Origin of the sequence: Psychroserpens luteus (genome assembly GCF_015319355.1) — a bacterium.
Taxonomy (GTDB): Bacteria; Bacteroidota; Bacteroidia; order Flavobacteriales; family Flavobacteriaceae; genus Psychroserpens; species Psychroserpens luteus.
Genome location: NZ_JADILU010000002.1, coordinates 236,496 through 261,776, shown reverse-complemented (window position 1 = coordinate 261,776; position 25,281 = coordinate 236,496). Strand labels below are relative to the sequence as shown.

The window sequence follows — 25,281 nt, the reverse complement described above, 5'->3', positions numbered from 1 at the left end:
CAAATCTGAAACATAAAACCTTGCAAAATTAATACTTTTTTTTGAATTAGTCAATTTTGCCTTCTAAGTCTAGTAAAAATGCGTATTCTTGAGCATCTTCTTTGAGAGATTCAAATCTCCCAGATGCACCTCCATGTCCTGCATCCATGTTAGTATTAAAATACAACTTATTGTTATTTTGTTTGTGCGTTCTTAATTTTGCTACCCATTTTGCTGGCTCCCAATATTGCACTTGAGAATCATTTAAACCTGCAATCACTAAAAGATTAGGGTAATCCTGAGTCTTTACATTATCATAAGGAGAATAGCTTTTAATATAATCGTAGTATTCTTTATTATTAGGATTTCCCCATTCATCATATTCACCTGTAGTTAATGGAATAGTATCATCTAACATAGTTGTAATAACATCAACAAAAGGCACTTGAGCAATCACACCATTATATAAATGAGGTGCTTGATTAAGAATAACTCCCATTAACAAACCACCTGCACTTCCTCCCATTGCATATAAATGTTCTTTTGAAGTATATTTATTTTCAATTAAATGTTTGGAGCAATCTATAAAATCTGTAAACGTATTTTTCTTTTGTAATAACTTTCCGTTTTCATACCAATCTCTTCCTAAATATTCACTTCCTCTAATATGTGCAATCACATAAATAAAACCTCTATCTAAAAGACTTAATCGTATTGTTGAGAAATAAGGATCTATTGTAGAACCGTAACTTCCGTAGGCATATTGAAGTAAAGGCGCATTACCATCTAGCTTTGTATCCTTTCGTCTTACTAATGACATTGGTATTTTAGTTCCGTCTTTTGCCCTTGCCCAGATGCGATCTGATGTGTAATTATTTTTATCAAAATTTGGATCTAAAACTTCTTGCTCTTTTTTGATTTCTCTCTCCTTAGTTCGCATATTGAAATCAATAACCGAAGCTGGACTAGTAAGCGAATTATAGCCAAATCTTAAAATTTCTGTATCAAAATCAACATTAGTTCCTGTATTGGCTGTATACGTTTCGTTATGAAATGGCAAGTAATAATCTTGGGTTTTATCCCAACGTGTAATTCTTATTTTATTTAATCCGTTGGTACGTTCGCTAATGACTAAATAGTCCTTAAAAATCTCTATATCTTCTAATAAAACCTCATCACGATGTCCAATAACCTCAACCCAGTTATCGATTCCAGTTTTGGTTTCTGGAGTTTTCATGAGTTTAAAATTGGTCGCTTTATCTTTATTTGTAAGAATATAAAATTGATTTTCAAAATGAGAAATACTGTATTCTAATCCGCGAACACGAGGTTGAAAAATTTTGAAGCTATCATCTGGCGTGTCAGCATTTAGAACATGAAATTCATTAGTTAGCGTGCTATAACAAGCAATAATGATATATTTTCTTGATTTGGTTTTATAAACTGCTGCACCAAATGTATCATCTTCTTCAGTAAATACTAAAACATCATCTTTTTCTGAATCTCCAATTTTATGCTTAAAAATCTCATTAGATCTTAATGTTTGTTCATCTTTCTTTGCATAAAACAAAGTTGAATTATCATTTGCCCATGTTGATGAACCAGTTGTGTTTTCTATGGCATCTGAGAAAATTTCATTAGTAATCAAACTCTTGATTTGTAATGTGTATTGTCTTCTTCCTGTAAGATCCATTCCAAAGGTAATCATGGTATTATCTGGACTCACACTCAAACCTACTAATCTAAAATAGGCATGACCTTCTGCCATTTTATTGCAGTCAAAAAGCAATTCTTCCTCAGCTTCTAAGGTTTCTTTCCTACGTGTATAAACCGGGTAACCTTTCCCTTTTTCATACCTAACAATATACCAATATCCATTATATTTATAAGGAACTGAAGAATCATCCTCCTTAATTCTAGCTTTCATTTCTTCAAAAAGCTTGACTTCAAAACCTTTAGTATGTACAGTCTCTTGCTCATAATAATTATTCTCTTCATTAAGATAATCTAGTACATTTTGGTCATCGCGTTGATTGAGCCAAAAATAATTATCTATTCTTAAATCGTTATGGATTTTTAATTCCTTCGGAATTATTCTAGCTACAGGAACTTCAATGGTTTTCTTCATATAAATGTCTTCGGAAAATTATGCGATAGCATTTTTCTTTTTAAAAGCGTTGCAATTTAGTAATTTTGCTACTGATAATTTTTAATACAGAATATTATGTTTGGAGATATGATGGGAATGATGGGCAAACTCAAAGAAGCTCAAAAAAAAGTTGAAGAAACTAAAGAACGTTTACATGGCGTTTTGATTGATATGAAAAGTCATGATGAAAAAGTAAAAGTGACCATTACTGCTAATCGTACTTTAAAATCTATCGAGATTGATGATGAGTTACTTCAAGATAAAGATATGTTAGAAGATTATTTAATTCTTACAATAAATAAAGCTATTGCTCGTGCTACGACAGTTCATGAAACCGAAGTTGCTGCTGTAGCCAAAGAAGGGATGCCAAGTATTCCTGGGATGGATATGTTTAAATAGAAAGAATTATTCATTAGGTAGTTTTATTCCTGTCTTTTTTTCTTTAACATTTTTTCTCATGGTATCACTCAAGGTTATGAATAAGCTATCATTTTTAATTTGATATTCTTTTAGAAAATTATATCTATTATAATCACTTATGACCTTAACACTGTCATTGGTGATTTTTCTAATTTGAATTGAAGGCTGAACCGTGGCATTTGAAGGAAAATAACAAATTTCAATATCATAATTCTTATTCGGTATTTTTATAATTTCTATTGATAAAGGCTTATTATCAAAAAGAGAAAATGTCAATATCTTAAGTAACAAATACAAACCTGCTCCAAAAACTATCGCTGCAAAAAAAAGCAGCACTTTTCTAAAAGATTTATTAGTCATATTTTAAAACTCATTCAAAACATCCAATAATCTTTCATGCATCTCATCTGTATAATCCAAATGGGTTACCATTCGTAATTTATTGCTTCCCATACCAATAATTTTAATGTTCTTATCTGCTAATTGGCTGATAAATTCATTTTCATCTACGTGAGACTCTAATTCAAAAATGACGATATTAGTTTCTATTGGCTCTACTTTTCTGATGATAGATAAATCTTCTAAAACCTTACCAATCTCTTTTGCTTTTTTATGGTCGTCGCCTAAACGTTCTATATGATGATCTAAAGCATATAAACCTGCTGCAGCTAAATACCCAACTTGCCTCATGTTACCACCTAAGATCTTTCTTACTCTAATGGCATTTTTCATTATTGCTTCATCTCCAATCAACACAGAACCCACAGGACAACCTAACCCTTTACTTAAACATACTGAAATGGTATCAAAAAGACCTCCATACTGTTTCGTCGTTTCCTGTTTTGCAACCAAAGCATTCCAAAGTCGAGCACCATCAAGATGATAACCTAATTCATGATTAGTACAAATACTTTTTATTTTTTTTAATTCTTCAAAATCCCAGCAAGCTCCTCCACCTTTGTTGGTTGTATTTTCAACCTCAACTAATGTGGTTTGACTGTAATAAAAAGCATCGGGATTAATAGCGTCTTTAACTTGAGAAGCAGTAAACATTCCTCTTTGACCATCAAGTAAACGACATGAAATCCCACTATTAAAAGAAGCTCCTCCTGCTTCATAATTATAGATATGTGCATATTTGTCACAAATGACCTGCTCACCAGGATTAGTGTGCAAGTTCAAGGCAGTTTGATTTGCCATACTTCCCGATGGAAAAAACAAAGCTCTAGGTTTACCAAACATCTCAGCTAGTCGCTTTTCTAATGCATTCACAGTAGGATCTTCTTGAAAAACATCATCTCCTACTTCTGCATTCATCATAGCTTCCAACATTCCTTTTGTTGGCTTTGTAACCGTATCACTTCTTAAATCTATAATCATATTTTAATTCTCATTATAATTACAAAAATCACTTCCAATTGGTGAACCATCAGGTATTTTTGGAGCGTTTTCTATTTTAAACTTTTCTGGATGTTCTCTAAATTCTTTTACAAGCATTGCAAATTGCGCTGCATACAGTGATGGTTTCTTTTTATCTGCAAGATAATCTCTAAAAAGTGAATTTATAGCATCATTTGCTTTTGCTTTTACTTGAAATATCGATTGATCACTTACTGCCAAATTCATGATATATAGTAATACACGTTCGTTTATCAATTGTTGAATTTCATCCTTATAAGCATCATCATATCGCTTTCCGAAGGAATTATTTAAAACGTCATCAAACAATTCATCCAATCCTAACTGCTTATCATCTAAACTTTTTTGCTGAATCATTCTATTGGCACGTTGCGGATGTAACAACAACTTCAATGTCATATCACTTGCTGTCACTGCTGCACTCATAGGATCAAAAGCAACGCCTGTTTTTCCTTTGAAGGATTCTCGCGTTCTACTATAGGTGTACGCTCGTGGAGGAAAAAGTTTTAATTTTGACTTCGGAATTGCTAACGCTTCCGCAGAAATCGTATTTAAGATTTGAGTTAAGGTTTCTTTTTGAATGTTGACGTCCACTGGCTCTACAATCGTTTGACCATCACCTTTTACAGCATAGTTATAATCTAATCCGCCAACAACCTTAGTTGCTGCTTCAACTTGAAAACGATGGAAGAAATATAAAGGCACAAACACATCTTCTAAAACTGAATATGGTTCACCATCACGAATATTATCCGCAGAAAAATTTGAAATGGCTTGAGCTCTAATGGTCATTACATTTTCTAATTCTTGAGAAGCACTTTTGCCATTATCCCAAAGGTGTGCAAAAGCATGTGCTCCTCCTTGTGCTCTGGCATCAGCATCTGAAATAAATTGTAAACCTGCATTATTAGCATCACTTAAAATTGTATTTAAATTATCTTTTTCGTTTTGATTGTCATTAAATTCCGAATACGAATAGGCAACTGTAACTTTATCCCAAGCTCCTATTCCAACTGCATAAGCGTTTGAAAAGTTGATATTTCCGTCGTTAATAGAAATCATAGGATGCGGATAATCCATAACCGAAGCTCTACCATTTGCACTCGCAGCAAAATTGTGTGTAAACCCAATAGTGTGACCAACTTCATGAGCACTCAGCTGTCTAATTCTTGCCAAAGCCATATCTAGCATAGGTTGATAATTATCGTCGCGCTCAACAAATGGTTTGTTCATCAAGGCTTGCGCAATCATGAAATCCTGACGAATTCTCAAACTCCCTAAACTCACATGACCTTTAATGATTTCACCAGTCCTAGGATCTATAACACTTGCACCATAACTCCATCCTCTTGTTGAGCGATGAACCCATTGAATCACGTTGTAGCGACAATCCATAGGATCTGCATCTTCAGGCAACATTTTTACTTGAAATGCGTCTTTAAACCCTATAGACTCGTAGGCTTGATTCCACCAACGAGCACCTTCTAATAATGCAGAACGCACAGGTTCTGGTGTTCCTGGATCTAAATAATAAACAATTGGTTCTTTTGCTTCGCTAATTTGTGCACTTGGATCTTTCTTTTCTAAACGATGGCGAATGATATACCGTTTTCTAATTGGCTCTTGAATTGGCGTTGCATAATCTAAATAAGACATAGCAATGGCTCCACTTCTCACATCAAACTCTCTCATTTTATAACCATCATCTGGCAACTCAATAAAACTGTGATGTTGTATCACACTTACTAATGAAGATGTTGGTGTGACGCTTCTAATATTTCGACCTTTAGGTTCACCCTTAAACGTTAGCAAGGCTTCAAATTCAACATTTTTAGGGAATGCCTTAGTTCTATCTAATGATAATGCGCTTTTACTCAAATCTAGTTTATAAGCGCCTTCATCTTTCAACCTATTTGCAACACCATTTGTATCTTCCATTAGAAAGGGTGTGAGATCTATAATGTATGTACCATTATTATGTTCTTCAATTTTAAACCCATAAAGTACCGATTTTGCAAAGGCTTGTTCTATACTTTTTTTCTCTAGTTCATTATCTGTTATTGCTCTATAATTCAAATTAGGCTGAATGAGCAATAATTTATTCCCTGCTTTTTCAAATTTCACTATTCGTTCTCGACCTATTAGTCCTCTATCTAACCCAATATCATTTGAGCCTACTCCTGTTGCTAAAGAGTTTACATATAGAAATTCTTTATCTAAATCATTGACCTCTAGATAGATTTTATCTGTTGATTCTTCATAATGGAAATTAAAAAACCCATTATAATCTTTTAATTGTTTTGTCTTTAATACTTGGGAAAACCCACTTAAGACAATCAAAAACGTCATTGCGAGAAGTATTTGTTTTTTCATAATCAATTTTAAAACCTAAATTTAGTTATTTTTAAACAAACAGCAGATGTAACCTTAGTGAACTATTCTTAGCACTTTTTCTTCGGAAAATTATAAAATCCAAAACAACATAGTCGTCATTAAATTTTCTGCTGAACAATATAAATATTAATTTTACCAAAAATTATTTATAATGATAACATCAGATCAAATTAAAGATCTCAATACACGCCTCGATAAACTTAGGCACTACCTTTGACATAGATGCCAAATTAATAGAAATTTCAAACGAAGAGGAACAAACTTTTGATCCTAATTTTTGGAATGATTCCAAACACGCAGAATCTATAATGAAGTCTTTAAGAACAAAAAAGGCTTGGGTTCAAGATTACAACACTTCTCAAACGCTTATTGAAGACTTAGAAATTATATATGAGTTCTTCAAAGAAGATGAAGCTACTGCAGATGATGTGCAAAGCCGATTTGATAAAGCCTTACTGCTTATAGAAAAGTTAGAGTTCAAGAATATGTTGTCTGAAGAAGGTGACTCACTAAGTGCGGTTCTTCAAATCACTGCTGGTGCAGGAGGTACAGAGTCTTGTGATTGGGCAAGTATGCTCATGCGCATGTATTTGATGTATGCAGAAAAAAGCGGATTTAAAGTCAAAGAACTCAACTACCAAGGTGGTGATGTTGCTGGTATAAAAACGGTTACTTTAGAAATTGAAGGCGATTTTGCTTTTGGATGGCTTAAAGGTGAAAATGGTGTGCATCGTTTGGTGAGAATCTCGCCTTTTGATAGTAATGCCAAACGTCATACAAGTTTCGCTTCGGTTTATGTGTATCCTTTAGTTGATGATACAATTGAAATAGATATCAATCCTGCAGATATTGAAATTACAACTGCACGCTCAAGTGGTGCTGGTGGACAAAACGTTAACAAGGTAGAAACTAAAGTACAGTTAACTCACAAACCATCTGGAATACAGATTTCTTGTTCTGAAACACGATCGCAACACGATAACAGGTCTCGTGCTATGCAAATGCTGAAATCTCAACTTTACGAAATAGAGTTACAGAAGCAATTAGCACAACGTGATGATATAGAAGCTGGCAAGATGAAAATTGAATGGGGAAGCCAAATTAGAAACTATGTGTTGCATCCTTATAAATTAATTAAGGATGTTCGTTCTGCTCACGAAACAGGAAATGTAGATGCTGTATTGGATGGTGATATTGAGCCATTTTTAAAAGCGTATTTGATGATGATGGGACAAAAAGAAGAAGATCCTAACCAATTATAATTTAAAGAAATATAATGATTACAATACTTCACAACCCAAGATGTAGTAAATCCAGAGAAGGTTTGAGCCTTTTAGAAAATTCTGGCAAAGATTTTGAAGTGATAAGATATTTGGATGAGCCAATTTCCGAAGAAAAATTGAAAAACATCATTTCTCTCTTGGGTATTACTCCAATTGAATTAGTTAGAAAGAACGAAACTATTTGGAAATCTGATTTTAAAGGTAAAACATTATCAGATGCTCAAATTATAAAAGCTATGGTCGCTAATCCAAAATTAATAGAACGCCCTATTGTTATCAATGGCAAGAAAGCTGTGATTGGTCGTCCGTCACAAAACATATTAGACATTATATAATTATTACAAAATGAAAACATTATTTATCTCCATTTTTTGCTCAGTATTATTTATTAGTAACAGTTTTTCTCAAGCTATAGAAGAAAAAGACCGTCTCAAATACGAAGCAGAGATGGAACAGAAAAAAAGAGAATACATCAATGACTTTGTAGGAACTTTAAAAGTTGATGACTTTCAAAAAGAAATTATCAAACAACAGATGGAGTCGTACTTTGAAGAGTATCAAAAAATTAATATGCTTGGTCTACGAGAGTTTGAAAGAAAAACATATGTTCAAAACTTAGATGACAAACATTTTAGAGATCTAAAAGCGATGATTACTGAAGAACAAATGTCTAAAATTATGGATGCCTTAAAAGGTAAATGGAATCATAGCGAAGAAAAAAAGAAGAAAAAGAAAGATAAAAAGCGTAAGAATAAAAACAAATCATAATATCGTTTAGTACTAAACATCATCTTATATTTTTTTTAACATTCTTATGTTTTTTGTTTAACAAAACATTAACCCATCTCCAGTGCAAGTAATTTTATTTTTGTGAAACTAAACACACAAATTTTAATCACTTGAAAATGTTTCGAAAAACTACTTATTTATTACTATTATTATTTTTATGCTTTGCATCTGGCTTTGCACAAAATGAAATCACTGTATCAGGTACTGTATTAGATGCAGATGGAGACTATCCATTAGAATATGCTACTATTTCGCTTTTCAGCAAAAAAGAAAACAAGACTATTACTGGTGGCATTACAGATCCTAAAGGTGTATTTGAAATAGACGTTGCTCCAGGTACCTATGACGTTAAGGTTGAATATCTTTCTTATAAAACTAAAACCTACGAAAATAAAACGTTTACTCAAGATATAAATCTTGGTACAGTATCATTAATGCTTAATTTAGAAGCATTAGATGCGGTAGAGGTTATTGCAGAAAAAACAACCGTAGAGATTAAATTAGACAAAAAAATATATAATGTAGGTAGTGATTTAACTGTTAGAGGTGGTACCGTAAGTGATGTCTTAGATAACGTACCTTCTGTTTCGGTAGATGTTGAAGGGAATGTTGCTTTAAGAGGAAATGACAACGTAACCATACTAATTAACGGTAAACCATCTGGTTTAGTTGGTTTAAATTCTACAGATGCCCTGAGACAATTACCAGCAGAATCTATTGAACGTGTAGAGGTTATTACATCTCCTTCTGCTCGTTATGATGCTGAAGGTACTGCAGGAATTCTTAACATTATTTTGCGTCGTAGCAAGCTTCAAGGTTTTAATGGAGCTGTGACTTTAAATGCAGGTGATCCAACACAATTGGGTGCTTCTGGTAATATTAATTATAGAACTGGAGATTTTAACTTTTTTAATACCTCTGGATATAGCTACAGAGAATCTCCTGGTAATGCTACTACAAATACTGAGTACTTTAATGGAGATGATCCTAGTACTTTTTTTAAAGAATCAAGAATTTTTGATCGAGAAAGAAAAGGATTTAATACTAATCTTGGTGTAGAATGGTATATCAATGAAACAACTTCTGTTGTGGCTTCATTTGTGTATCGTGATAGTGATCAAAATAATAATAATACAAATACTATTCAAGAATTTGATAGTAATAGAAACCTTATCAACCAATCTCTTAGATTAGATCCAGAAGAAGAGACAGATGCAACAAGACAATATGCTGTTAATTATGATAAACAATTTGATGGCAATAGTCAGCATCGTTTAACCATCGATTTTCAGTATGAAGATAATGGTGAAGAAGAACAATCTATCATTGCGCAAGATGGTGATGCTGCTGAACGTGTGAAAACTATAGAAAATCAAGATGAAATCCTTTTACAATTAGACTATACACGTCCAATAGGTGAAAAAAGTAGTTTCGAATTTGGTTATCGAGGTAATTTTGAAGAAACAGATACAGATTATACATTAGAATTTAATGAAGACGGTACTTATATTTTAGATAATGATGTGAGTAATAATTTAATATTTCGTCAATATGTAAATGCACTATATACACAGTTTGGTAGCAAAGTAAAAGATAAATTTTCTTATTTATTTGGTTTACGTATGGAGCAATCTCGTGTGACTATAAACCAAATTACGACCAATGACTTACAGCGTAAAAACTATACAGGACTCTTTCCTACTGTAAATTTTGGTTATGAAATTTCCGAAAAGCAAAGTTTAACTTTAGGTTACAATCGTAGAATTAGACGACCACGTTCTCGTTATATCAATCCGTTTCCTTCTAGAAGTAGTGCTACTAACATCTTTCAAGGAAATCCAGATTTAGATCCTAGTTATTCAAATTCATTTGATTTTGGATATTTGAATCGCTTCGGAAAAATGACACTTAATTCCTCTATCTATTACCAACGTGCAACAGATGTTTTTACATTTGTGAGCCTAGATACAGGAGAAACTACGATAGTAGGTGGAACAGAAGTTCCAATCATTAGACGTTCACCAATTAACTTGGCAACAAATGATCGTTATGGTTTTGAATTTACATTAACCTACAGACCTTCAAAAAAATGGAACCTTAACGGAAACCTAAATTTATTTAAATCTGTTACAGAAGGTATTTATGAAGGAACAGATTTTGGAGCAGATAACTTTAGCTGGTTTGCAAGAATCAATAATAAATATACCTTACCAGGTAATATAGATTGGCAAACTCGTTTATTCTATCGTGGAGCTAGTGAAGATGCACAAAGCACACAAGAAGGAATTTTATCAACAGATCTAGCATTTAGCAAAGATTTATGGGATTCTAAAGCATCTATAGCATTAAACGTAAGTGATGTCTTTAATTCTAGAAAGCGTCAATCTACTACTACAACAGATACTTTTATTAATGAGAGTGAATTTCAATGGAGACAACGTAGTTTTAATGTCACATTTACCTATAGATTTAACCAACAGAAAAAACGTCAAAAAGATGGTCGTGGAAATTCTGCAGGAGGTGATGATTTTGATTTTGAAGGATAATTTTTAAGTAGGCAGTTTGAAGTGCTAACAGTTTTGGATAAAAAGGACTTTAGCCTTTAGTAAAAAAGAAAACTGAGTTAATTCCTTCCTTTTTTTCAAGGGAAGGATAATTTAAAATCTATTAAAAACCGAGCCAATACAAAATAAGAGTTTAGGTCACTCACTTCCTTTGATCATTGAGTGTAGTCAAAAATGTTAGGGGAATATCTAAAGGATAAATTAGGTAAACTCTAGTAATATATTCAGTATTCAAAGGTAACCACCTCTTCTTCGTTCGCTTATCTGAGAACGAATTCATTACTCCTTGAAAAAAGGAGGAGAATTAAAACAAACAGACTCATTTCAATTATAGATACTAAAAAAGGAAACCAAATTGGTTTCCTTTTTTAGTATCTATATAAAAGTTTAATGACTTCTAGTGAGTCGCAGCTTCACGCTTAGCTTTCTTTTCTTCTTTAATTTCGTTTAAACGCTCAATAAGCGATCCTCCAATCCAATAAGGAATTACAAATGTGATGAGAAAAAGCATCAACCAGAATCCTAAAGTAAATATTCCTAAAAATGCTAAAAATCCTAAATATTGGTCAAAATCGAACATGTTCTTATTTTTTGTTACTGCAAAGATATAATAAAGGGATTTGTTTTGCAATAAGAAATTTAAGAATTATTAACATCATGTTGTTAAGAAATCTAATAATCCTTAAAACTCTTTTCTAATGGTTTAAAATAAATAGTAAAAGCACTTAAAGAATCATTATTATAAGTTAATGTCCCATGTAATTGTTCTGTAAGTATTTGAATTAATTGCATCCCTAAAGACGTGCTTTCAGAAATATTAAAATCTTGAGGTAAACCTTTCCCACTATCACTATAAACTAATTTATAGGTGTCATCACTGTCTTTAGTTATAAAAATACTAAGGATATTTTCGTCATGAACATTAAAAGCATATTTAAATGAATTAGTGATAAGTTCATTTACAATTAACCCCAGATTAGATGTTGTGTCTCCATCAAACATATAATCCGCATCAACAGAAATAGTCTTTTTGAGTTTAATTTCCTTACCTCCAACAGTTTGTTCAACAAAATTAATAAGCTCTTCTATATATTCTTTAATTTTAATCTCATTTAAAGATTTACTTCCATATAATTTCTCATGCACTAAAGACATAGACTGAATTCTATTTCTACTTTGGGTTAACGCAGCGATAACCTTTTCATCTTCTTCTTCATCCTCTTGAAGTGTTAATATACCTGCAATCATGTGCATGTTATTTTTAACGCGATGATGTATCTCCTTGATAAGTGTTTGAATTTTAAGCAGATTTGCTTCTAAATCTGCATTAGCAAAAATTAATCTTTTATTTAATACTTTATTTTTAATAAATTGATTAAAGATAACTATTGTAAGTAATGCAATTAAACAATACCAAACATAGGCAAGTATGGCTATTGTATAGCCAATTTTTGGTTCTATTTTATATGCACTTCCTATTTTTAATTGTGAGCCAAAAAGTGTAATATTTGAGTATATAAAATTGTTTTCATCTACATTAAAATTCTTATAATATTCTGAATCACGGTTATTATTAAAAATTTCTGAACCATCATAATAGGCTTCTCTTGTAAGATCAAAAGAATCATTAACGATAAACCTATGTACATAATTATTATCGGTCTTAGTATTATAGAAATAATCGAGTAAGTATTTCACATTTAATACTGGAGCAACATAACCTAAAACTTCATTGTCTAAATTGCGAGCAGAAAAATTAAAAGGAAAACCTGCCCATCCTTCTCTTAGATTAATAGGTGAAAATAAAACAATATTTTCCCGTTTCATTAATTCATCTAACTCTTCTACTCTCTCTGGACTTAATATACTCCTAACAGAAATCCCTTTTAAGCCAACAACATCAATTTCATTAGGAGTAACTACATATTCAAATACATGATCTTTATTTATGTAATTAACAAGAATTGAATCTTTAAAATTAATTTCTTTAAGTAAATCTTTTAAATATTTTTGTAATTGTAATTCTGATGGAAAAGTCTCTTGATTTATTGTGTAACTTTTTAATGAAGATACTAGAGTAGCATAAACTTCTATAGCTGCTTCCGCTCTTAAAATAGCATCAGAATGCGCTTGTTCCAATCTTGAATCCAATTTCTGGTGCTCAAGTGTTTGGTGAGAATCAACAAATTTGTATACACCAAATAAGCCTGCTCCTAAAAAAAGAGCTATAATACTATAATATTTCAAATGTTTAAACACAGTTTTTGGGGACATTAAACACGCTATTTTCATATAAAATAACAAAGTTATTAATCATTGCAAATGTAATTGAATTTGATTTGCACAGTAAGAGAATAACTTAAAACTTGAAATACTTTGATGCATTCTTTTTATATATAATCCACTGCACACTTCATTAACACAAGTTTATTTAGACCTATCCTTCAATAAACTGACTTAACTCAACTATTGCTTATACTAACTGTAAGTTAGATGTTTTGACTAGTAAAAAACGTGATTTGATTACTCAGGTCAGGCTTGTGAAGAAATTTTAGAAGGTAAGTAAATATGGAATTATATTAATATAAAGAGACGTATGTCTAGTGAGTTTTTAATTCCATAAAAAATCAGATTTATGCTAGTCTCTAATAAAAACACATCAAAAACTTTGTAAATTGGCATTACAAATAGTCTATACTGTTACTATTTGAAAATGGAAATAAAAATAAATAAATTTTTAACGCCCTTTTAATTATGTTTTATTTTAAAATTCGTGTCTTTGAAAAATAATATGGAGCAATCAAAATTAATACAAGCTATAAATAAACAAAAGCAGGAAATTAAGGTTTCCATCACGCTAAAGCAGGAATCTCAACGGTTTACCATATTGCTTTTTAATGCATTGTTTGATCAAAATACAAAAGCAGAAAAAGCACTTATTGAACTCGAAGCTTTATTTCTAAAAATAAGGAATATAGCCTGTCCAGAAATTAAAGATGCTCCTTGTAAAACTTGGGATGATTTCACTAAAAACATACCTGATTTATTTTGTAGTTTAAAAAAGGATGCAACTGCTATTTTTAATAACGATCCTGCAGCTGAGTCTATTGAAGAGATCTATTTAGCCTATCCTGGCTTTTTTGCTATTTCCATTTATAGAATGGCGAGAGAGTTTTTTAAATTAGGATTACCACTCATACCACGACTAATGACAGAATATGCTCACCAGCTTACAGGAATCGATATTCATCCAGGTGCACAGATTGGGAATTCTTTTTTTATTGATCATGGTACAGGTGTCGTTATTGGAGAAACCACTGAAATACACGATAATGTTAAGATCTATCAAGGTGTTACTTTAGGAGCTCTTAAAGTAAGAAAACAACTTAAGAATATTAAAAGGCATCCTACCATTGAAAAAAATGTTGTGATCTATGCAAATGCTTCTATTCTAGGAGGACAAACGGTTATAGGAGAAAATAGTATTATTGGAGGTAACACTTGGTTAACTGCATCAATCCCAAAAAACTCTAAAGTCTTGCATACTCCAGAATTACAAATAATTACAAAATCAGACAAATAATATGAACAATACATTAATTGGTCAAATAGGAAATACACCTCTTGTAAAATCGATGGTATTAAATATAAACCCTAATGTGAGTTTGTATTTTAAACTTGAAGGAAACAACCCTGGAGGAAGTGTAAAAGATAGGGCTGCATACAATATGATTCAAAATGCTCTTGATACTGGAAGAATAGATAATACATCAAAGCTCATCGAAGCTACAAGCGGAAATACAGGTATTGCTCTTGCAATGATTGCTGGGATATTCAAACTAGATATAGAATTAGTAATGCCAGCTTCAGCTACTAAAGAGCGCGTTCAAACAATGAAGGCTTATGGAGCTAAAGTTACTTTACATCCTGACGGTATTGAAGGAGCTCGTGATTATGCAATGGCAAAAGTTCAAAACGAAGGTTACTATACGTTTAATCAATTTGCAAATGAAGACAACTGGAAAGCTCATTACAAAACTACAGGACCTGAAATATGGAGAGATACCAATGGAGAAGTTACACATTTCGTTTCATCTATGGGAACTACAGGAACCATTATGGGCACTTCTAGTTATTTAAAAGAACAGAATGAAAATATTCAGATTGTGGGAGTTCAACCTAAAGATGGCTCAAGTATACCTGGTATACGTAAATGGCCAAAAGAGTATTTGCCTAAGATCTTTGATGCTAATAAAGTGGACAGAACTCTAGAAGTAAGTCGTGATGAAGCTATCGCAATGACGAGAAGATTGGCAAAGGAAGAAGGTATTCTTGCAGGTATGAGTAGCGGAGGAGCCATCACAGCAGCATTAAAACTCGCAAATGAATTAAAAAGTGGCGTTATCGTTAGCATTATATGTGATCGTGGCGATCGCTATTTATCGTCAGACCTTTTTGAATAAGATGATTTAATTAAATCTACTTTGTTTTAGTATATGTTTTAATAAAGGAGATTTTTTATATCTGATTTTTCAAGATTACAAATTGATTTCGATGTCATTTTTAATGTTTTACAAGAATTAGACATACGCTATTGTCTATAACCGTGTTATAATACTAAGGTAGCAAATCTTTAATTTTCATAAATAATCGATTTATTACGCAAGTATCTATTTCCTTTCTTCCGAAGTAATTAAAGAAAAAATACCTCCCAAAAAACAATCAAAAATCATAACTTTGTAATACCTAAAAAAACACAAACAATTATGGAGTATAGAATAGAAAAAGACACGATGGGTAACGTTAATGTGCCTGCAGATAAACTTTGGGGAGCACAAACAGAACGCTCTCGCAATAACTTTAAAATTGGTGCTCCAGCGTCGATGCCTCTAGAAATTATATATGGTTTTGCCTACCTAAAGAAAGCTGCAGCATACACCAACTGTGAGTTAGGTGTATTGGCTAGTGAAAAACGTGATTTAATTGCTCAGGTTTGTGAAGAAATTTTAGAAGGGAAGCATGATGATCAGTTTCCGTTAGTCATTTGGCAAACAGGTTCTGGTACGCAAAGTAACATGAACGTTAATGAAGTGATTGCTAATAGAGCACATCAAATTGCTGGTAAAGTGATTGGTGAAGGAGAGAAAACGATTCAGCCAAATGATGATGTGAATAAATCGCAATCGTCTAATGATACGTTCCCTACAGGAATGCATATTGCAATTTATAAAAAAGTTGTAGAGACAACAATATCTGGTGTGATTCAATTAAGAAATACATTGCACAACAAATCAATAGAATTTAAAGAAGTGGTTAAAATTGGACGTACGCATTTAATGGATGCGACGCCTTTAACACTCGGACAAGAATTTTCGGGATACGTGTCACAATTAGATCACGGTTTGAAAGCGTTAGAAAACACACTTCCGCATTTGAGTGAATTGGCTCTTGGAGGAACTGCAGTAGGTACAGGTCTAAATACTCCTGATGGTTATAGCGAATTAGTGGCTGAATACATTGCAAAATTTACCGACTTACCTTTCATTACCGCAGATAATAAATTTGAAGCGCTTGCAGCTCATGATGCTTTAGTAGAAACGCATGGTGCTTTAAAACAATTAGCAGTTTCGCTTAATAAAATTGCGAATGATATTAGAATGATGGCTTCTGGTCCTCGAAGTGGAATTGGAGAAATCACGATTCCTGCAAACGAACCTGGAAGTTCTATTATGCCAGGAAAAGTTAATCCTACGCAATGTGAAGCTTTAACAATGGTTTGTGCTCAAGTAATGGGTAACGATGTTGCTGTGACTGTTGGTGGTACGCAAGGTCATTATGAACTCAACGTGTTTAAACCAATGATGGCTGCAAATGTATTAGAGAGTGCTCAATTACTTGGAGATGCTTGTGTGAGTTTTGAAGAGCATTGTGCTGCGGGTATAGAACCTAACTATGAAGTTATCAAGCAATTATTGAATAACTCATTAATGCTAGTAACTGCACTTAATACTAAAATAGGATATTATAAGGCTGCGGAAATAGCAAATACTGCACATAAAAACGGAACAACATTAAAAGTAGAAGCTATAAATCTTGGTTATGTTACTGCTGAAGATTATGACGAATGGGTAAAACCTGAAAACATGGTTGGCACCATAAAATAACGATAAAACGCGTTAAAATTCGATAAAACGCTAATTTATTAGCGTTTTTCGTATATTAGCAATCTAAAATTTACAATTATGAAATTAAAATTACTTAGCTTATTAACTTTAATTGGAGCTTGTACTCTACTTAACGCTCAGACTTTTACTGATTTTCAAGTCATTGATCCAAATACAGGAAACGAACCTTATGAATTTGCATCTGGTGATCTAGATGGAGATGGTGATATTGATCTTGTTATGGCTACTTATGATTACAATGGAGGAGTTCCTGCTACAGATTATATAAAATGGTACAAAAATGATGGTAGTGGAAACTTTGCTGTAGAAACAATATCTTCTGCATTATATTGGATAGACGGATTGACTGTTGCAGATATTGATGGTCAATATGGTTTGGATATTATTGTCACTTCAGCTAGCCATGGTTTGGCTTACTTCCTTAGCAATGCTGTAGGTAGTTTTGATCCTATAGTGGTTATTGACGCTACCCTTGGTGGTCCTGGTGAAGTTGTTGCTGGAGATATCAACTTAGATGGTGATATGGATATTGTTACAATTGCGTTTAACGACAATAAAACAGTTTGGTATTCTGGTAATGGATCAGGAGTTTTTATGGCTCAACCTGATATTGAAAATGGAACTACAAATGGGACTCTTTTTGTTGATTTGGCAGATCTTGATGGTGATTCAGATTTGGATGCTGTTGTCACATATTACTACACACAATCTATAGAAATATATTACAATCAATTTTTTGAAAGTGGCTCTACTGCTGTATCTTGGATAAAAGATGATGAAACAGTTGACAGTGGATCAATTGCAGCTAACTACATATTTAATGTTACAACTGGTGATGTAAACAATGATGGGAAAATTGATATTGTATCTGTTGATAATTTGAGTGGAGATGTTACATGGTATGATACAGAAAAAGATGTTGCTTCAACACCTCATATAATTTCTGATGAAACTATTATTGATAGACCTGCTTTCGCAGTTGTTGCAGATATTAATAATGATGGTAATAATGATGTGCTTGTCTCAGATGGTGGATCAGTTGACGTTGCAATAATCTACTTTGAAGGCGCAGCTAATGCAAGCCCAAGTGCTACAGCAGATCCAATTGCAGATAATAATTTTCAAATGATTGATTTTATTGTAGATGATTTAGATGCAGACGGTGATAAAGATGTTGCTTCTATTGGTAATTTTAATGATACTGTTTTCTGGTTTGAAAATGAACTGATTACGCTTGGTGTTTCTGAGTTTGAAGTCAATGACTTAATTATTCATCCTAATCCTGCAACAGACAAATTAACATTTTCAGGAAATTTCAACGACATATTAGAAGTTTCAGTTTATGATGCTCTAGGACATGTTGTTTTATCAAATAAAATTGCAGCTGGTGAAGATTTAGATGTATCGCAATTAAGTGATGGAATTTACATCATAAAAGATAACAATTCTAATATGACAAGAAAGTTTATTAAACAATAAAAATTCATTCTTATCGTAAAACAAGCAGGTGAATTTTTATTTACTTGCTTGTTTTGTTTTAAACCTAGTTCCATGACCATGCGTAATTTTTTATTCTATACCCTTTTAATTGTCTTCGGAAATTTTAATCTGTTTGCACAAACAACTTTTAATAAAACGCAATCTATTGAACTACCGCTTCCTGGAGGAGACGCTCCTTACAATATAGCATCAGGTTTAATTGATGACGATGCTTTTCATGATATCGTAGTGAGCACCACAATTGGAGGGACTGTGTATTGGTTAAAAAATGATGGTACAGGAAATTTTGATTTACAATCAACGCCAATTGGCTTACTAAACAGCGCAGGAGGTGTTGCCATAGCAGATCTTAATGGGAATGGTTTTAATGATGTCGTTTCAACGTCATCTACAGACGGAACACTAGTTTGGTTCGCAAATGATGGTCTTGGTAATTTTGGAACTGAACAAATAATCTCGTCTACCATAAATGGTCCAGGACAAGTGTATGTTAGAACTATAGATAATAATGCAACTTTAGATGTCGCAGTTGCTGCTTACAATGGAAATGAAGTCATCTGGTTTGCAAATGATGGTCTTGGTAATTTTGGAACAAAAAATATCATTGACAATACTATAATTAGTCCTGGTGCATTTGCTATGAAAGATATTGACTTTGATGGTGATATCGATAGTGTTATTGCAAATGCTATTGCTTTTGGAGTTCCAAACGATTGTAGAATTGAAGTTTTTTATAACGATGGTAATGGTAATTTCACTCCAGATGCTAATGTTGTATCCTTAAATTCTAAAGATTATATTTTTAGTGTCATGGCAGAAGATGTTGATAATGATTCCAGCTTAGATATATTAGTCACAGACATTACAGGAAATGCATCTTGGTTTAAACGAACAGAAATTACTCCAGGAACAGCAACTTACGTAGAATCTGTAATTAGTACGAGTATTGCTAATCCTGCATGCTTAGATTTAAGAGATTTGGATAATGATAACATCAATGATTTTGTACTTACTAGTGCCTCTTCGGGTTCTGGAAATGACATCGTTTGGTTTAAAAGCGATGGTACTGGAGGCTTTGGCCCAGAACAAATAATCGATGCTACACAGAGTCAAGCGTACACCATTACGTTTGCAGACTTTGAAAATGATGGCGATTTAGACATCTCAACCATTGCATACAACGATGATAAGGTAAATATGTTCAAAAATGAGAAGATTGTATTATCGGTTTCTCAAATTGAAGACTTTAATATTACGATGTTTCCAAATCCTACAAATAATAAACTCTATTTCAATGGGTTAACAACTTCTACAGAAATATCTATAATTGATAGTCTTGGTAAAACTTTAAAAACACAACAGCTTCAATTAAATGAAGCATTTGATGTTTCAGAATTTGTAAGTGGTATTTATTTTCTGAAATTTAATAATACCAATAGCGTATTTAAGTTTATCAAAAAATAGAGACCTCTAGCCTTCTATAGTTATAGATTAATTTATAAATTTATACTCTAGATTAATACTATGTCCATACTTATTACAAATATCAAAGAATTACTTCAAGTTAGAGAAACCAACGTTACAATCGTTAAAGGTAAAGACATGAAAACCTTACCTATTCTCAAAAATGCTTATGTTTTAATTGAACATGATACCATAGTAGAATATGGTAGCATGGAAGATTGTATAGACATTGATGCAGATGAAATCATTGATGCTACTGGGAAAATTGTATTACCTGCTTGGTGTGATTCTCATACGCATATTGTGTATGCTGGTGATAGAACTCAAGAATTCGTAGATCGTATAAATGGTCTGTCTTATGAAGATATTGCTAATCGTGGTGGTGGAATTTTAAATTCTGCGGAAACGTTACAAAACACCTCAGAAGATGATTTGTATGCCCAAGCATCTAAACGACTAACCGAAGTTGTAAAATTAGGTACAGGTGCTATAGAAATAAAATCTGGCTATGGTTTGACCATCGATGCAGAATTGAAAATGCTTCGTGTCATTAAACGATTAAAACATGATTTCCCTATTAGCATAAAACCAACATTATTGGCTGCTCATGCCATTCCTAAAGAGTTTAAAGATAATAAGAGTGGTTTTATTGATTTGGTAGTTAATGAAATGATACCTGCAGTTGCTAAAGAAAACTTGGCAGAATATATTGATGTCTTTTGTGAGAAAGGCTATTTTGATTTAGAGGATACAGAACGTGTTTTAAAAGCAGGTATTGAGCATCGCATGACACCAAAAATTCATGTCAATCAATTTAATGCTTTTGGAGGTGTTACTCTTGGTGTTAAATATGACGCACTTTCTGTAGATCATTTAGAAGAACTTAACGACGATGATATTGCTGTATTAAAAACATCCAATACGATGCCTGTGGCTTTACCATCGTGTTCGTATTTTTTGAGTATTCCTTATTCTCCAGGAAGAGCAATGATAGATGCTGGTTTACCATTGGCTTTGGCAACAGATTATAATCCTGGTTCTACACCTAGCGGAAACATGAATTTTGTAGTCTCTACCGCTTGTATTAAAATGAAATTAACTCCAGAAGAAGCTATTAACGCAGCAACAATTAACGGAGCATATGCAATGGGTATTTCTAATCTCTACGGAAGTATTTGCAGAGGAAAAAAAGCAAATTTAATTATCACCAAAGAGCTTCCTAGTTACTACCATTTACCTTATGCCTTTGGAGAAAATGGTATTGAAACGGTTATCATTAATGGTGAAAAATTTTAATTTGTCTAAAAATGAAGTTCTTTCAAAACAATCTATAGCATTGGGACTTACCAATTTTGAATCTGTTTATAACTACGTAAAACAACTACCTTATGGTAGAAATTCTAACAGAAACGATTACACATTAATCTTAAAGAAAATGTGCAGTTAAGCTTTGATGAATTGTGGACAGCTAGAGAATTATGTATTGCTCAACTTTCCGAATAAAACAAAAAAAATCTGGGAGCTCAATTGAACACCCAGATTTTTCAATCTAACCTAAATTATTATTCTTATTTCAGTGTAAATTCTGAAGAAGAAATTAATTCTTTATTATTAAAAACATTTATAATGTAACGTCCTTTTTCAAACTCATCATTAGGAGCAACAAACTCACAAATATTTAAGTTTCTATTTTCGTAATTAAACTTACTAATTAAGCTATAATTTAAAACCGTATCTCCAAACTGAACTTGATCATTAGAACCTATAACATTGTTTTTAGGATCTAAAACTTGAACGTATAATTCTTTATCTCCAGAGCCAACTAGTCTGTTTTTTGCAACCGTATAACAAACTCTAATTTTGTCACTACGTCCAGCACGTTCTGTAGGTATCAATTTACCAGAGCTTCTCTCAATAACTCCAAATCCCTTAAGATCTGTAGTCTGTAAAACTGCTGCGTTTTCAACAACTTCTGCTAATTGTGTGTTTTGTACTAAAAGAGAATCTGTAAAAACTGTACGCTCTGCCAATTGAACATTTGTACTATCTAAAGTAGATGCTAATAGAGAATTTTCTACTTTAAGTTTACCGTTTTCTGTCATTAACACATTCATTTCCTCTTGTAAAGCCATGAATTTCTTCTTGTATCTCCATAAACTACTTACACTATTTTGAGAAATCTTCAATGAATCCATTAAACCTTGAATACGTCCTCTAGCTTCTTCTAAACGTTCATTAGACTCTTCATTCTCACCAATTACAACATCATATTGTTTTGCCATTGTATTCAAATCTGCCATAACTTGTTCTTTCTCGCGAGTTAGTGAAGCTTCATTTTCTTTTTTCTCTTTATAGAGTTTAGATGTGTAAAATCCTGTACCTAAAAATAATGCTAGCAATATCCCTAAAGCAATTTTTAATCCTGTACTCTTACTTTTTGAATTTTCCATAAGTTACTTTTTGTTTAAATTATTTTAAAAATTTAATCTTTAATTTTAGTTAATAGTTATTGAAGTTGAGAATAAAAAAACTGTACTTTTATTACGCCAAAATTAAACAATTTTGTTAATGGATAACTTAAAACTTTTTACAACTTCAGAATTAAATTCTATTCTGAAAAAACGCTCTAAAGAAACCAAACTAGGAGAACATGTCATGTTACTTCCCAACCTCAAAGGTATATACGAGCAATTATTAAAAACAGACGTTTCTTACGTTATTTTTGGTATCAAAGAAGACGTTGGTGTGTTTGCAAATTACGGTAATCCAGGAACTTACAATGCTTGGGATGCAGCCATTAAAATTTTATTAAATATTCAAAGTAATGCACATACACATGCAAATAAAATAGCAATTTTAGGATGTTTAGAATTTCCGAAGTATCAAGAACAAATACAAGAATTAGATCAAAATAAAAAGAAAGACGTTGCTAAAGCACGTAAAAAAGTCTCATCAATTGATGAATCGGTCTCCTTTTTAGTATCACAAATTGTGAGTGCTGGTAAGATTCCCATCATTATTGGAGGTGGTCATAATAATGCCTACGGAAATATTAAAGGCACAGCATTAGCACTAAATAAGCCTATAAATGCTATAAATTTTGATGCACATCACGATTTTAGAGCAGAAGAAGGTCGTCATAGTGGTAACGGATTTAGTTATGCTTTCGCTGAAGGCTTTTTAAAAAATTATTTCGTTTTTGGTCTGCATGAAAATTATACATCTGATAGAATTTTTAGAACTTTAAAAAAGCTTAAAGCAATTAAATACAATACATTTGAGAGTATGATGGTGAGAAGAGACACTTCTTTTGATGCTGAAATGAAAATTGCTTTAGAACACATCTCATCAAGACACTTTGGGTTAGAAATAGATTGTGATGCCATCCAAGATGTGCCAAGCAGTGCGATGACTCCTAGTGGGTTTTCAGTAAATAAAACTAGAGCATTTGTCAATTATTTTGGCAAACGAAAGCAAGTATCTTATTTACATATTTGTGAAGCTGCTCCTACTCCAGAAACCGAGACTCAGGTTGGGAAACTCATTTCGTATCTCATAACCGATTTTATTAGAGCACATGAAAACATTTGAGATTATACCTTTTGATAATAGATATGCTAAGAATTTCTACGCTTTAAATATCGAGTGGTTAAAAACATATTTCTATGTTGAGCCTTTTGATGAAGACGTGTTAAGCAAACCAGAAACTCACATTATTAATAAAGGTGGCTATATCTTTTTTGCAAAATCTAGTGATACCATTTTAGGAACAGCTGCTTTAATGCCCACAAATGATTCTTTAGTTTTTGAACTCACCAAAATGGCAGTTTTACCAAATCAACGTGGAAAAAAAATTGGTCAACAACTACTCCAATATTGTATAGATTTCGCAAAAGAGAATAACTTTAAATCACTCATGCTTTACTCTGCTACCAAATTAGAGAATGCCATTTATCTCTATAGAAAATTTGGGTTTGTTGAGTTGGAACTTGAAAAAGATAGTCCTTATAAACGTAGTGATATTAAGATGGAGTTGAAATTGTTATAAAAAACTTTTTAAAAGGTCATCTAACTCAACACAATACGTATTATTATCATCACACAATCCAACCAAAGTCTCAATCAATAATTGATTTACAGTGTCATCATTAGGATAAATTGCTTTTGCTAATTTAAATTCAGAATGTGCACCAACTAAATTATTTGCTCTCAATCTATTCATCCCAGAATTCATTAAAAAATTAAAAGCATTTTTGTCAGCTCGTTTAGCTCGCTTTTGCAATTTGGTAGATCTATTATTATGATAATCTGTAAATTCTGGAATTGTATAATACAAGCCAACAGCAACTATGCCTATTAACAAAAAACTAAAAACAATATAAAGATTACTTGATTTTTTTGATGGCTGTAATTTAAACACTCTTTCATAAGTAGAAAGGGTGTTACATGTTGGTCGTCGTTTTCTTTTAGAAAACGCTTTTCTTGGACCTTGTTTATAAATCCAAGAAGCCATACCAAATCCCATGTAACCTCCCATAACAGACTTTACTTATTAGTCTGAAAATCATGGGTTTTGTTACGAAATTTGAGATGTATTTCTTATGAGATTCCTCCTATCGTTGAGATAACAAATATTTAATTTTTCAACACGAAAAAGATTATACTAATCCCAAATCCAATTATAGCAGATATCAAATTATATTTTGATTTAAGCTTTAGGTCATTATGAAATTCTTTACTGAAAATCTTATGATGATTTACAATAAAAAGTAATCCAAGGTTGACTAATAGAAAGAAAATAAGGATTAAAAAATATCTAATATCATTAACCCATTCATCATTAACTAAATCATCATAAAATGAAAAAATGAGATTGAATAAAATAAAATAGAAATACTGAGTGATTAAAAACCATCCAAATCTATTTCTAAAGAAAAGACCGAATAAAGGAAGAGTAACTGCTAATGATGTTCTAAAGATTGAAAAGGCAAATCCAATATGATTACTTGAAGTAAAATCAAAGTCTATCCCTGCAAAAGTTTCAACAAATCTAGATACAGCAGTCAATCCTGTAGCAATGAGCATAAGAAACAAGAAAACATACATAGCAAAAATTAACCTAAATTTCATGAATT

General features: G+C 32.2%; 22 protein-coding genes. 13 read left to right on the top strand and 9 right to left on the bottom strand.

Annotated features, from left to right (window positions below):
* Positions 1-46 precede the first annotated feature (46 nt).
* The gene (locus tag IM744_RS04790; RefSeq protein WP_194506965.1) at positions 47-2,107 is read right to left on the bottom strand and encodes a S9 family peptidase; all 2,061 of its coding nucleotides are present in this window, start codon (positions 2,105-2,107) and stop codon (positions 47-49) included.
* A gap of 96 nt (positions 2,108-2,203) precedes the next feature.
* Between IM744_RS04790 and IM744_RS04785 the strand changes: the two genes are divergently transcribed.
* A complete protein-coding gene (locus IM744_RS04785) occupies positions 2,204-2,527 on the top strand; it encodes a YbaB/EbfC family nucleoid-associated protein (RefSeq protein ID WP_194506964.1) in 324 nt (107 codons plus the stop codon).
* 6 nt (positions 2,528-2,533) lie between these two features.
* On the opposite strand, the gene IM744_RS04780 is transcribed toward IM744_RS04785, so the two are convergent.
* From IM744_RS04780 to IM744_RS04770, 3 genes are read right to left on the bottom strand one after another with little or no spacing between them, the layout of a single operon-like run.
* Entirely contained in the window at positions 2,534-2,908 is a 375-nt protein-coding gene (locus IM744_RS04780) for a hypothetical protein (protein ID WP_194506963.1), read from the bottom strand.
* 3 nt (positions 2,909-2,911) lie between these two features.
* Positions 2,912-3,928 carry a threonine aldolase family protein gene (locus IM744_RS04775; protein WP_194506962.1) on the bottom strand — a complete coding sequence of 339 codons (1,017 nt, stop codon included), beginning with the start codon at positions 3,926-3,928 and terminating at the stop codon, positions 2,912-2,914.
* Between the two features lie 3 nt (positions 3,929-3,931).
* Positions 3,932-6,340, bottom strand: coding sequence for a zinc-dependent metalloprotease (locus IM744_RS04770; protein ID WP_194506961.1), 2,409 nt, complete (start codon positions 6,338-6,340; stop codon positions 3,932-3,934).
* A gap of 172 nt (positions 6,341-6,512) precedes the next feature.
* Between IM744_RS04770 and prfB the strand changes: the two genes are divergently transcribed.
* From prfB to IM744_RS04750, 4 genes are all read left to right on the top strand, one after another.
* Positions 6,513-7,623 (top strand): peptide chain release factor 2 gene (prfB, locus tag IM744_RS04765; protein ID WP_194506960.1). Its coding sequence is split into 2 segments (ribosomal slippage): positions 6,513-6,575 and positions 6,577-7,623, totalling 1,110 coding nucleotides; the frame shifts between segments, so codons are not numbered across the junction.
* 14 nt (positions 7,624-7,637) lie between these two features.
* The gene (gene arsC, locus IM744_RS04760; protein ID WP_194506959.1) at positions 7,638-7,979 is read left to right on the top strand and encodes an arsenate reductase (glutaredoxin); all 342 of its coding nucleotides are present in this window, start codon (positions 7,638-7,640) and stop codon (positions 7,977-7,979) included.
* 10 nt (positions 7,980-7,989) lie between these two features.
* Positions 7,990-8,412, top strand: coding sequence for a hypothetical protein (locus tag IM744_RS04755; protein WP_194506958.1), 423 nt, complete (start codon positions 7,990-7,992; stop codon positions 8,410-8,412).
* A gap of 137 nt (positions 8,413-8,549) precedes the next feature.
* Positions 8,550-10,979 carry a TonB-dependent receptor domain-containing protein gene (locus tag IM744_RS04750; protein WP_194506957.1) on the top strand — a complete coding sequence of 810 codons (2,430 nt, stop codon included), beginning with the start codon at positions 8,550-8,552 and terminating at the stop codon, positions 10,977-10,979.
* A gap of 415 nt (positions 10,980-11,394) precedes the next feature.
* Here IM744_RS04750 and IM744_RS04745 read toward each other — a convergent pair whose 3' ends face one another.
* Both IM744_RS04745 and IM744_RS04740 read right to left on the bottom strand, forming a co-directional pair.
* Complete coding sequence (locus tag IM744_RS04745) at positions 11,395-11,577, bottom strand: ATP synthase subunit B family protein (protein ID WP_194506956.1); 183 nt, start codon at positions 11,575-11,577, stop codon at positions 11,395-11,397.
* 92 nt (positions 11,578-11,669) lie between these two features.
* Entirely contained in the window at positions 11,670-13,271 is a 1,602-nt protein-coding gene (locus IM744_RS04740; protein WP_194506955.1) for a sensor histidine kinase, read from the bottom strand.
* A 505-nt stretch (positions 13,272-13,776) separates the two neighbouring features.
* Between IM744_RS04740 and epsC the strand changes: the two genes are divergently transcribed.
* The 6 genes from epsC to hutI all read left to right on the top strand — a co-directional run bounded on the left by epsC (position 13,777) and on the right by hutI (position 21,442).
* A complete protein-coding gene (gene epsC, locus IM744_RS04735) occupies positions 13,777-14,580 on the top strand; it encodes a serine O-acetyltransferase EpsC (protein WP_317175384.1) in 804 nt (267 codons plus the stop codon).
* Between the two features lies 1 nt (position 14,581).
* Entirely contained in the window at positions 14,582-15,460 is an 879-nt protein-coding gene (gene cysM / locus IM744_RS04730; protein ID WP_194506954.1) for a cysteine synthase CysM, read from the top strand.
* A 303-nt stretch (positions 15,461-15,763) separates the two neighbouring features.
* Positions 15,764-17,161 (top strand): class II fumarate hydratase, encoded by a 1,398-nt coding sequence (gene fumC / locus IM744_RS04725; RefSeq protein WP_194506953.1) that lies wholly within the window; start codon positions 15,764-15,766, stop codon positions 17,159-17,161.
* Positions 17,162-17,239: 78 nt separating this feature from the next.
* Complete coding sequence (locus IM744_RS04720; RefSeq protein WP_194506952.1) at positions 17,240-18,661, top strand: T9SS type A sorting domain-containing protein; 1,422 nt, start codon at positions 17,240-17,242, stop codon at positions 18,659-18,661.
* Positions 18,662-18,733: 72 nt separating this feature from the next.
* Positions 18,734-20,146, top strand: coding sequence for a T9SS type A sorting domain-containing protein (locus IM744_RS04715; RefSeq protein ID WP_194506951.1), 1,413 nt, complete (start codon positions 18,734-18,736; stop codon positions 20,144-20,146).
* A 60-nt stretch (positions 20,147-20,206) separates the two neighbouring features.
* Entirely contained in the window at positions 20,207-21,442 is a 1,236-nt protein-coding gene (gene hutI, locus IM744_RS04710) for an imidazolonepropionase (RefSeq protein WP_194506950.1), read from the top strand.
* A 272-nt stretch (positions 21,443-21,714) separates the two neighbouring features.
* Here hutI and IM744_RS04705 read toward each other — a convergent pair whose 3' ends face one another.
* Entirely contained in the window at positions 21,715-22,596 is an 882-nt protein-coding gene (locus IM744_RS04705) for a chromosome partitioning protein ParA (RefSeq protein ID WP_194506949.1), read from the bottom strand.
* Positions 22,597-22,714: 118 nt separating this feature from the next.
* Between IM744_RS04705 and IM744_RS04700 the strand changes: the two genes are divergently transcribed.
* Together IM744_RS04700 and IM744_RS04695 are read left to right on the top strand one after the other, a co-directional pair.
* A complete protein-coding gene (locus tag IM744_RS04700; protein ID WP_194506948.1) occupies positions 22,715-23,737 on the top strand; it encodes a formimidoylglutamase in 1,023 nt (340 codons plus the stop codon).
* Positions 23,724-24,194 carry a GNAT family N-acetyltransferase gene (locus tag IM744_RS04695; RefSeq protein WP_194506947.1) on the top strand — a complete coding sequence of 157 codons (471 nt, stop codon included), beginning with the start codon at positions 23,724-23,726 and terminating at the stop codon, positions 24,192-24,194. The genes IM744_RS04700 and IM744_RS04695 overlap by 14 nt, the downstream gene beginning before the upstream one ends.
* Here the strand turns inward: IM744_RS04695 and IM744_RS04690 are convergent.
* Positions 24,189-24,683, bottom strand: a complete 495-nt coding sequence (locus tag IM744_RS04690; RefSeq protein ID WP_194506946.1) for a hypothetical protein — start codon at positions 24,681-24,683, stop codon at positions 24,189-24,191. The genes IM744_RS04695 and IM744_RS04690 overlap by 6 nt on opposite strands.
* Before the next feature lie 98 nt (positions 24,684-24,781).
* Positions 24,782-25,276, bottom strand: a complete 495-nt coding sequence (locus IM744_RS04685) for a hypothetical protein (RefSeq protein WP_194506945.1) — start codon at positions 25,274-25,276, stop codon at positions 24,782-24,784.
* Between the last annotated feature and the right edge of the window lie 5 nt (positions 25,277-25,281).

Bases quoted from the DNA above. Each gene is read 5' to 3' on its own strand.
- IM744_RS04790 (WP_194506965.1), bottom strand. From the start codon at position 2,107: ATGAAGAAAACCATTGAAGTTCCTGTAGCTAGAATAATTCCGAAGGAA.
- IM744_RS04785 (WP_194506964.1), top strand. From the start codon at position 2,204: ATGTTTGGAGATATGATGGGAATGATGGGCAAACTCAAAGAAGCTCAA.
- IM744_RS04780 (WP_194506963.1), bottom strand. From the start codon at position 2,908: ATGACTAATAAATCTTTTAGAAAAGTGCTGCTTTTTTTTGCAGCGATA.
- IM744_RS04775 (WP_194506962.1), bottom strand. From the start codon at position 3,928: ATGATTATAGATTTAAGAAGTGATACGGTTACAAAGCCAACAAAAGGA.
- IM744_RS04770 (WP_194506961.1), bottom strand. From the start codon at position 6,340: ATGAAAAAACAAATACTTCTCGCAATGACGTTTTTGATTGTCTTAAGT.
- arsC (WP_194506959.1), top strand. From the start codon at position 7,638: ATGATTACAATACTTCACAACCCAAGATGTAGTAAATCCAGAGAAGGT.
- IM744_RS04755 (WP_194506958.1), top strand. From the start codon at position 7,990: ATGAAAACATTATTTATCTCCATTTTTTGCTCAGTATTATTTATTAGT.
- IM744_RS04750 (WP_194506957.1), top strand. From the start codon at position 8,550: ATGTTTCGAAAAACTACTTATTTATTACTATTATTATTTTTATGCTTT.
- IM744_RS04745 (WP_194506956.1), bottom strand. From the start codon at position 11,577: ATGTTCGATTTTGACCAATATTTAGGATTTTTAGCATTTTTAGGAATA.
- IM744_RS04740 (WP_194506955.1), bottom strand. From the start codon at position 13,271: ATGTCCCCAAAAACTGTGTTTAAACATTTGAAATATTATAGTATTATA.
- cysM (WP_194506954.1), top strand. From the start codon at position 14,582: ATGAACAATACATTAATTGGTCAAATAGGAAATACACCTCTTGTAAAA.
- fumC (WP_194506953.1), top strand. From the start codon at position 15,764: ATGGAGTATAGAATAGAAAAAGACACGATGGGTAACGTTAATGTGCCT.
- IM744_RS04720 (WP_194506952.1), top strand. From the start codon at position 17,240: ATGAAATTAAAATTACTTAGCTTATTAACTTTAATTGGAGCTTGTACT.
- IM744_RS04715 (WP_194506951.1), top strand. From the start codon at position 18,734: ATGACCATGCGTAATTTTTTATTCTATACCCTTTTAATTGTCTTCGGA.
- hutI (WP_194506950.1), top strand. From the start codon at position 20,207: ATGTCCATACTTATTACAAATATCAAAGAATTACTTCAAGTTAGAGAA.
- IM744_RS04705 (WP_194506949.1), bottom strand. From the start codon at position 22,596: ATGGAAAATTCAAAAAGTAAGAGTACAGGATTAAAAATTGCTTTAGGG.
- IM744_RS04700 (WP_194506948.1), top strand. From the start codon at position 22,715: ATGGATAACTTAAAACTTTTTACAACTTCAGAATTAAATTCTATTCTG.
- IM744_RS04695 (WP_194506947.1), top strand. From the start codon at position 23,724: ATGAAAACATTTGAGATTATACCTTTTGATAATAGATATGCTAAGAAT.
- IM744_RS04690 (WP_194506946.1), bottom strand. From the start codon at position 24,683: ATGGGAGGTTACATGGGATTTGGTATGGCTTCTTGGATTTATAAACAA.
- IM744_RS04685 (WP_194506945.1), bottom strand. From the start codon at position 25,276: ATGAAATTTAGGTTAATTTTTGCTATGTATGTTTTCTTGTTTCTTATG.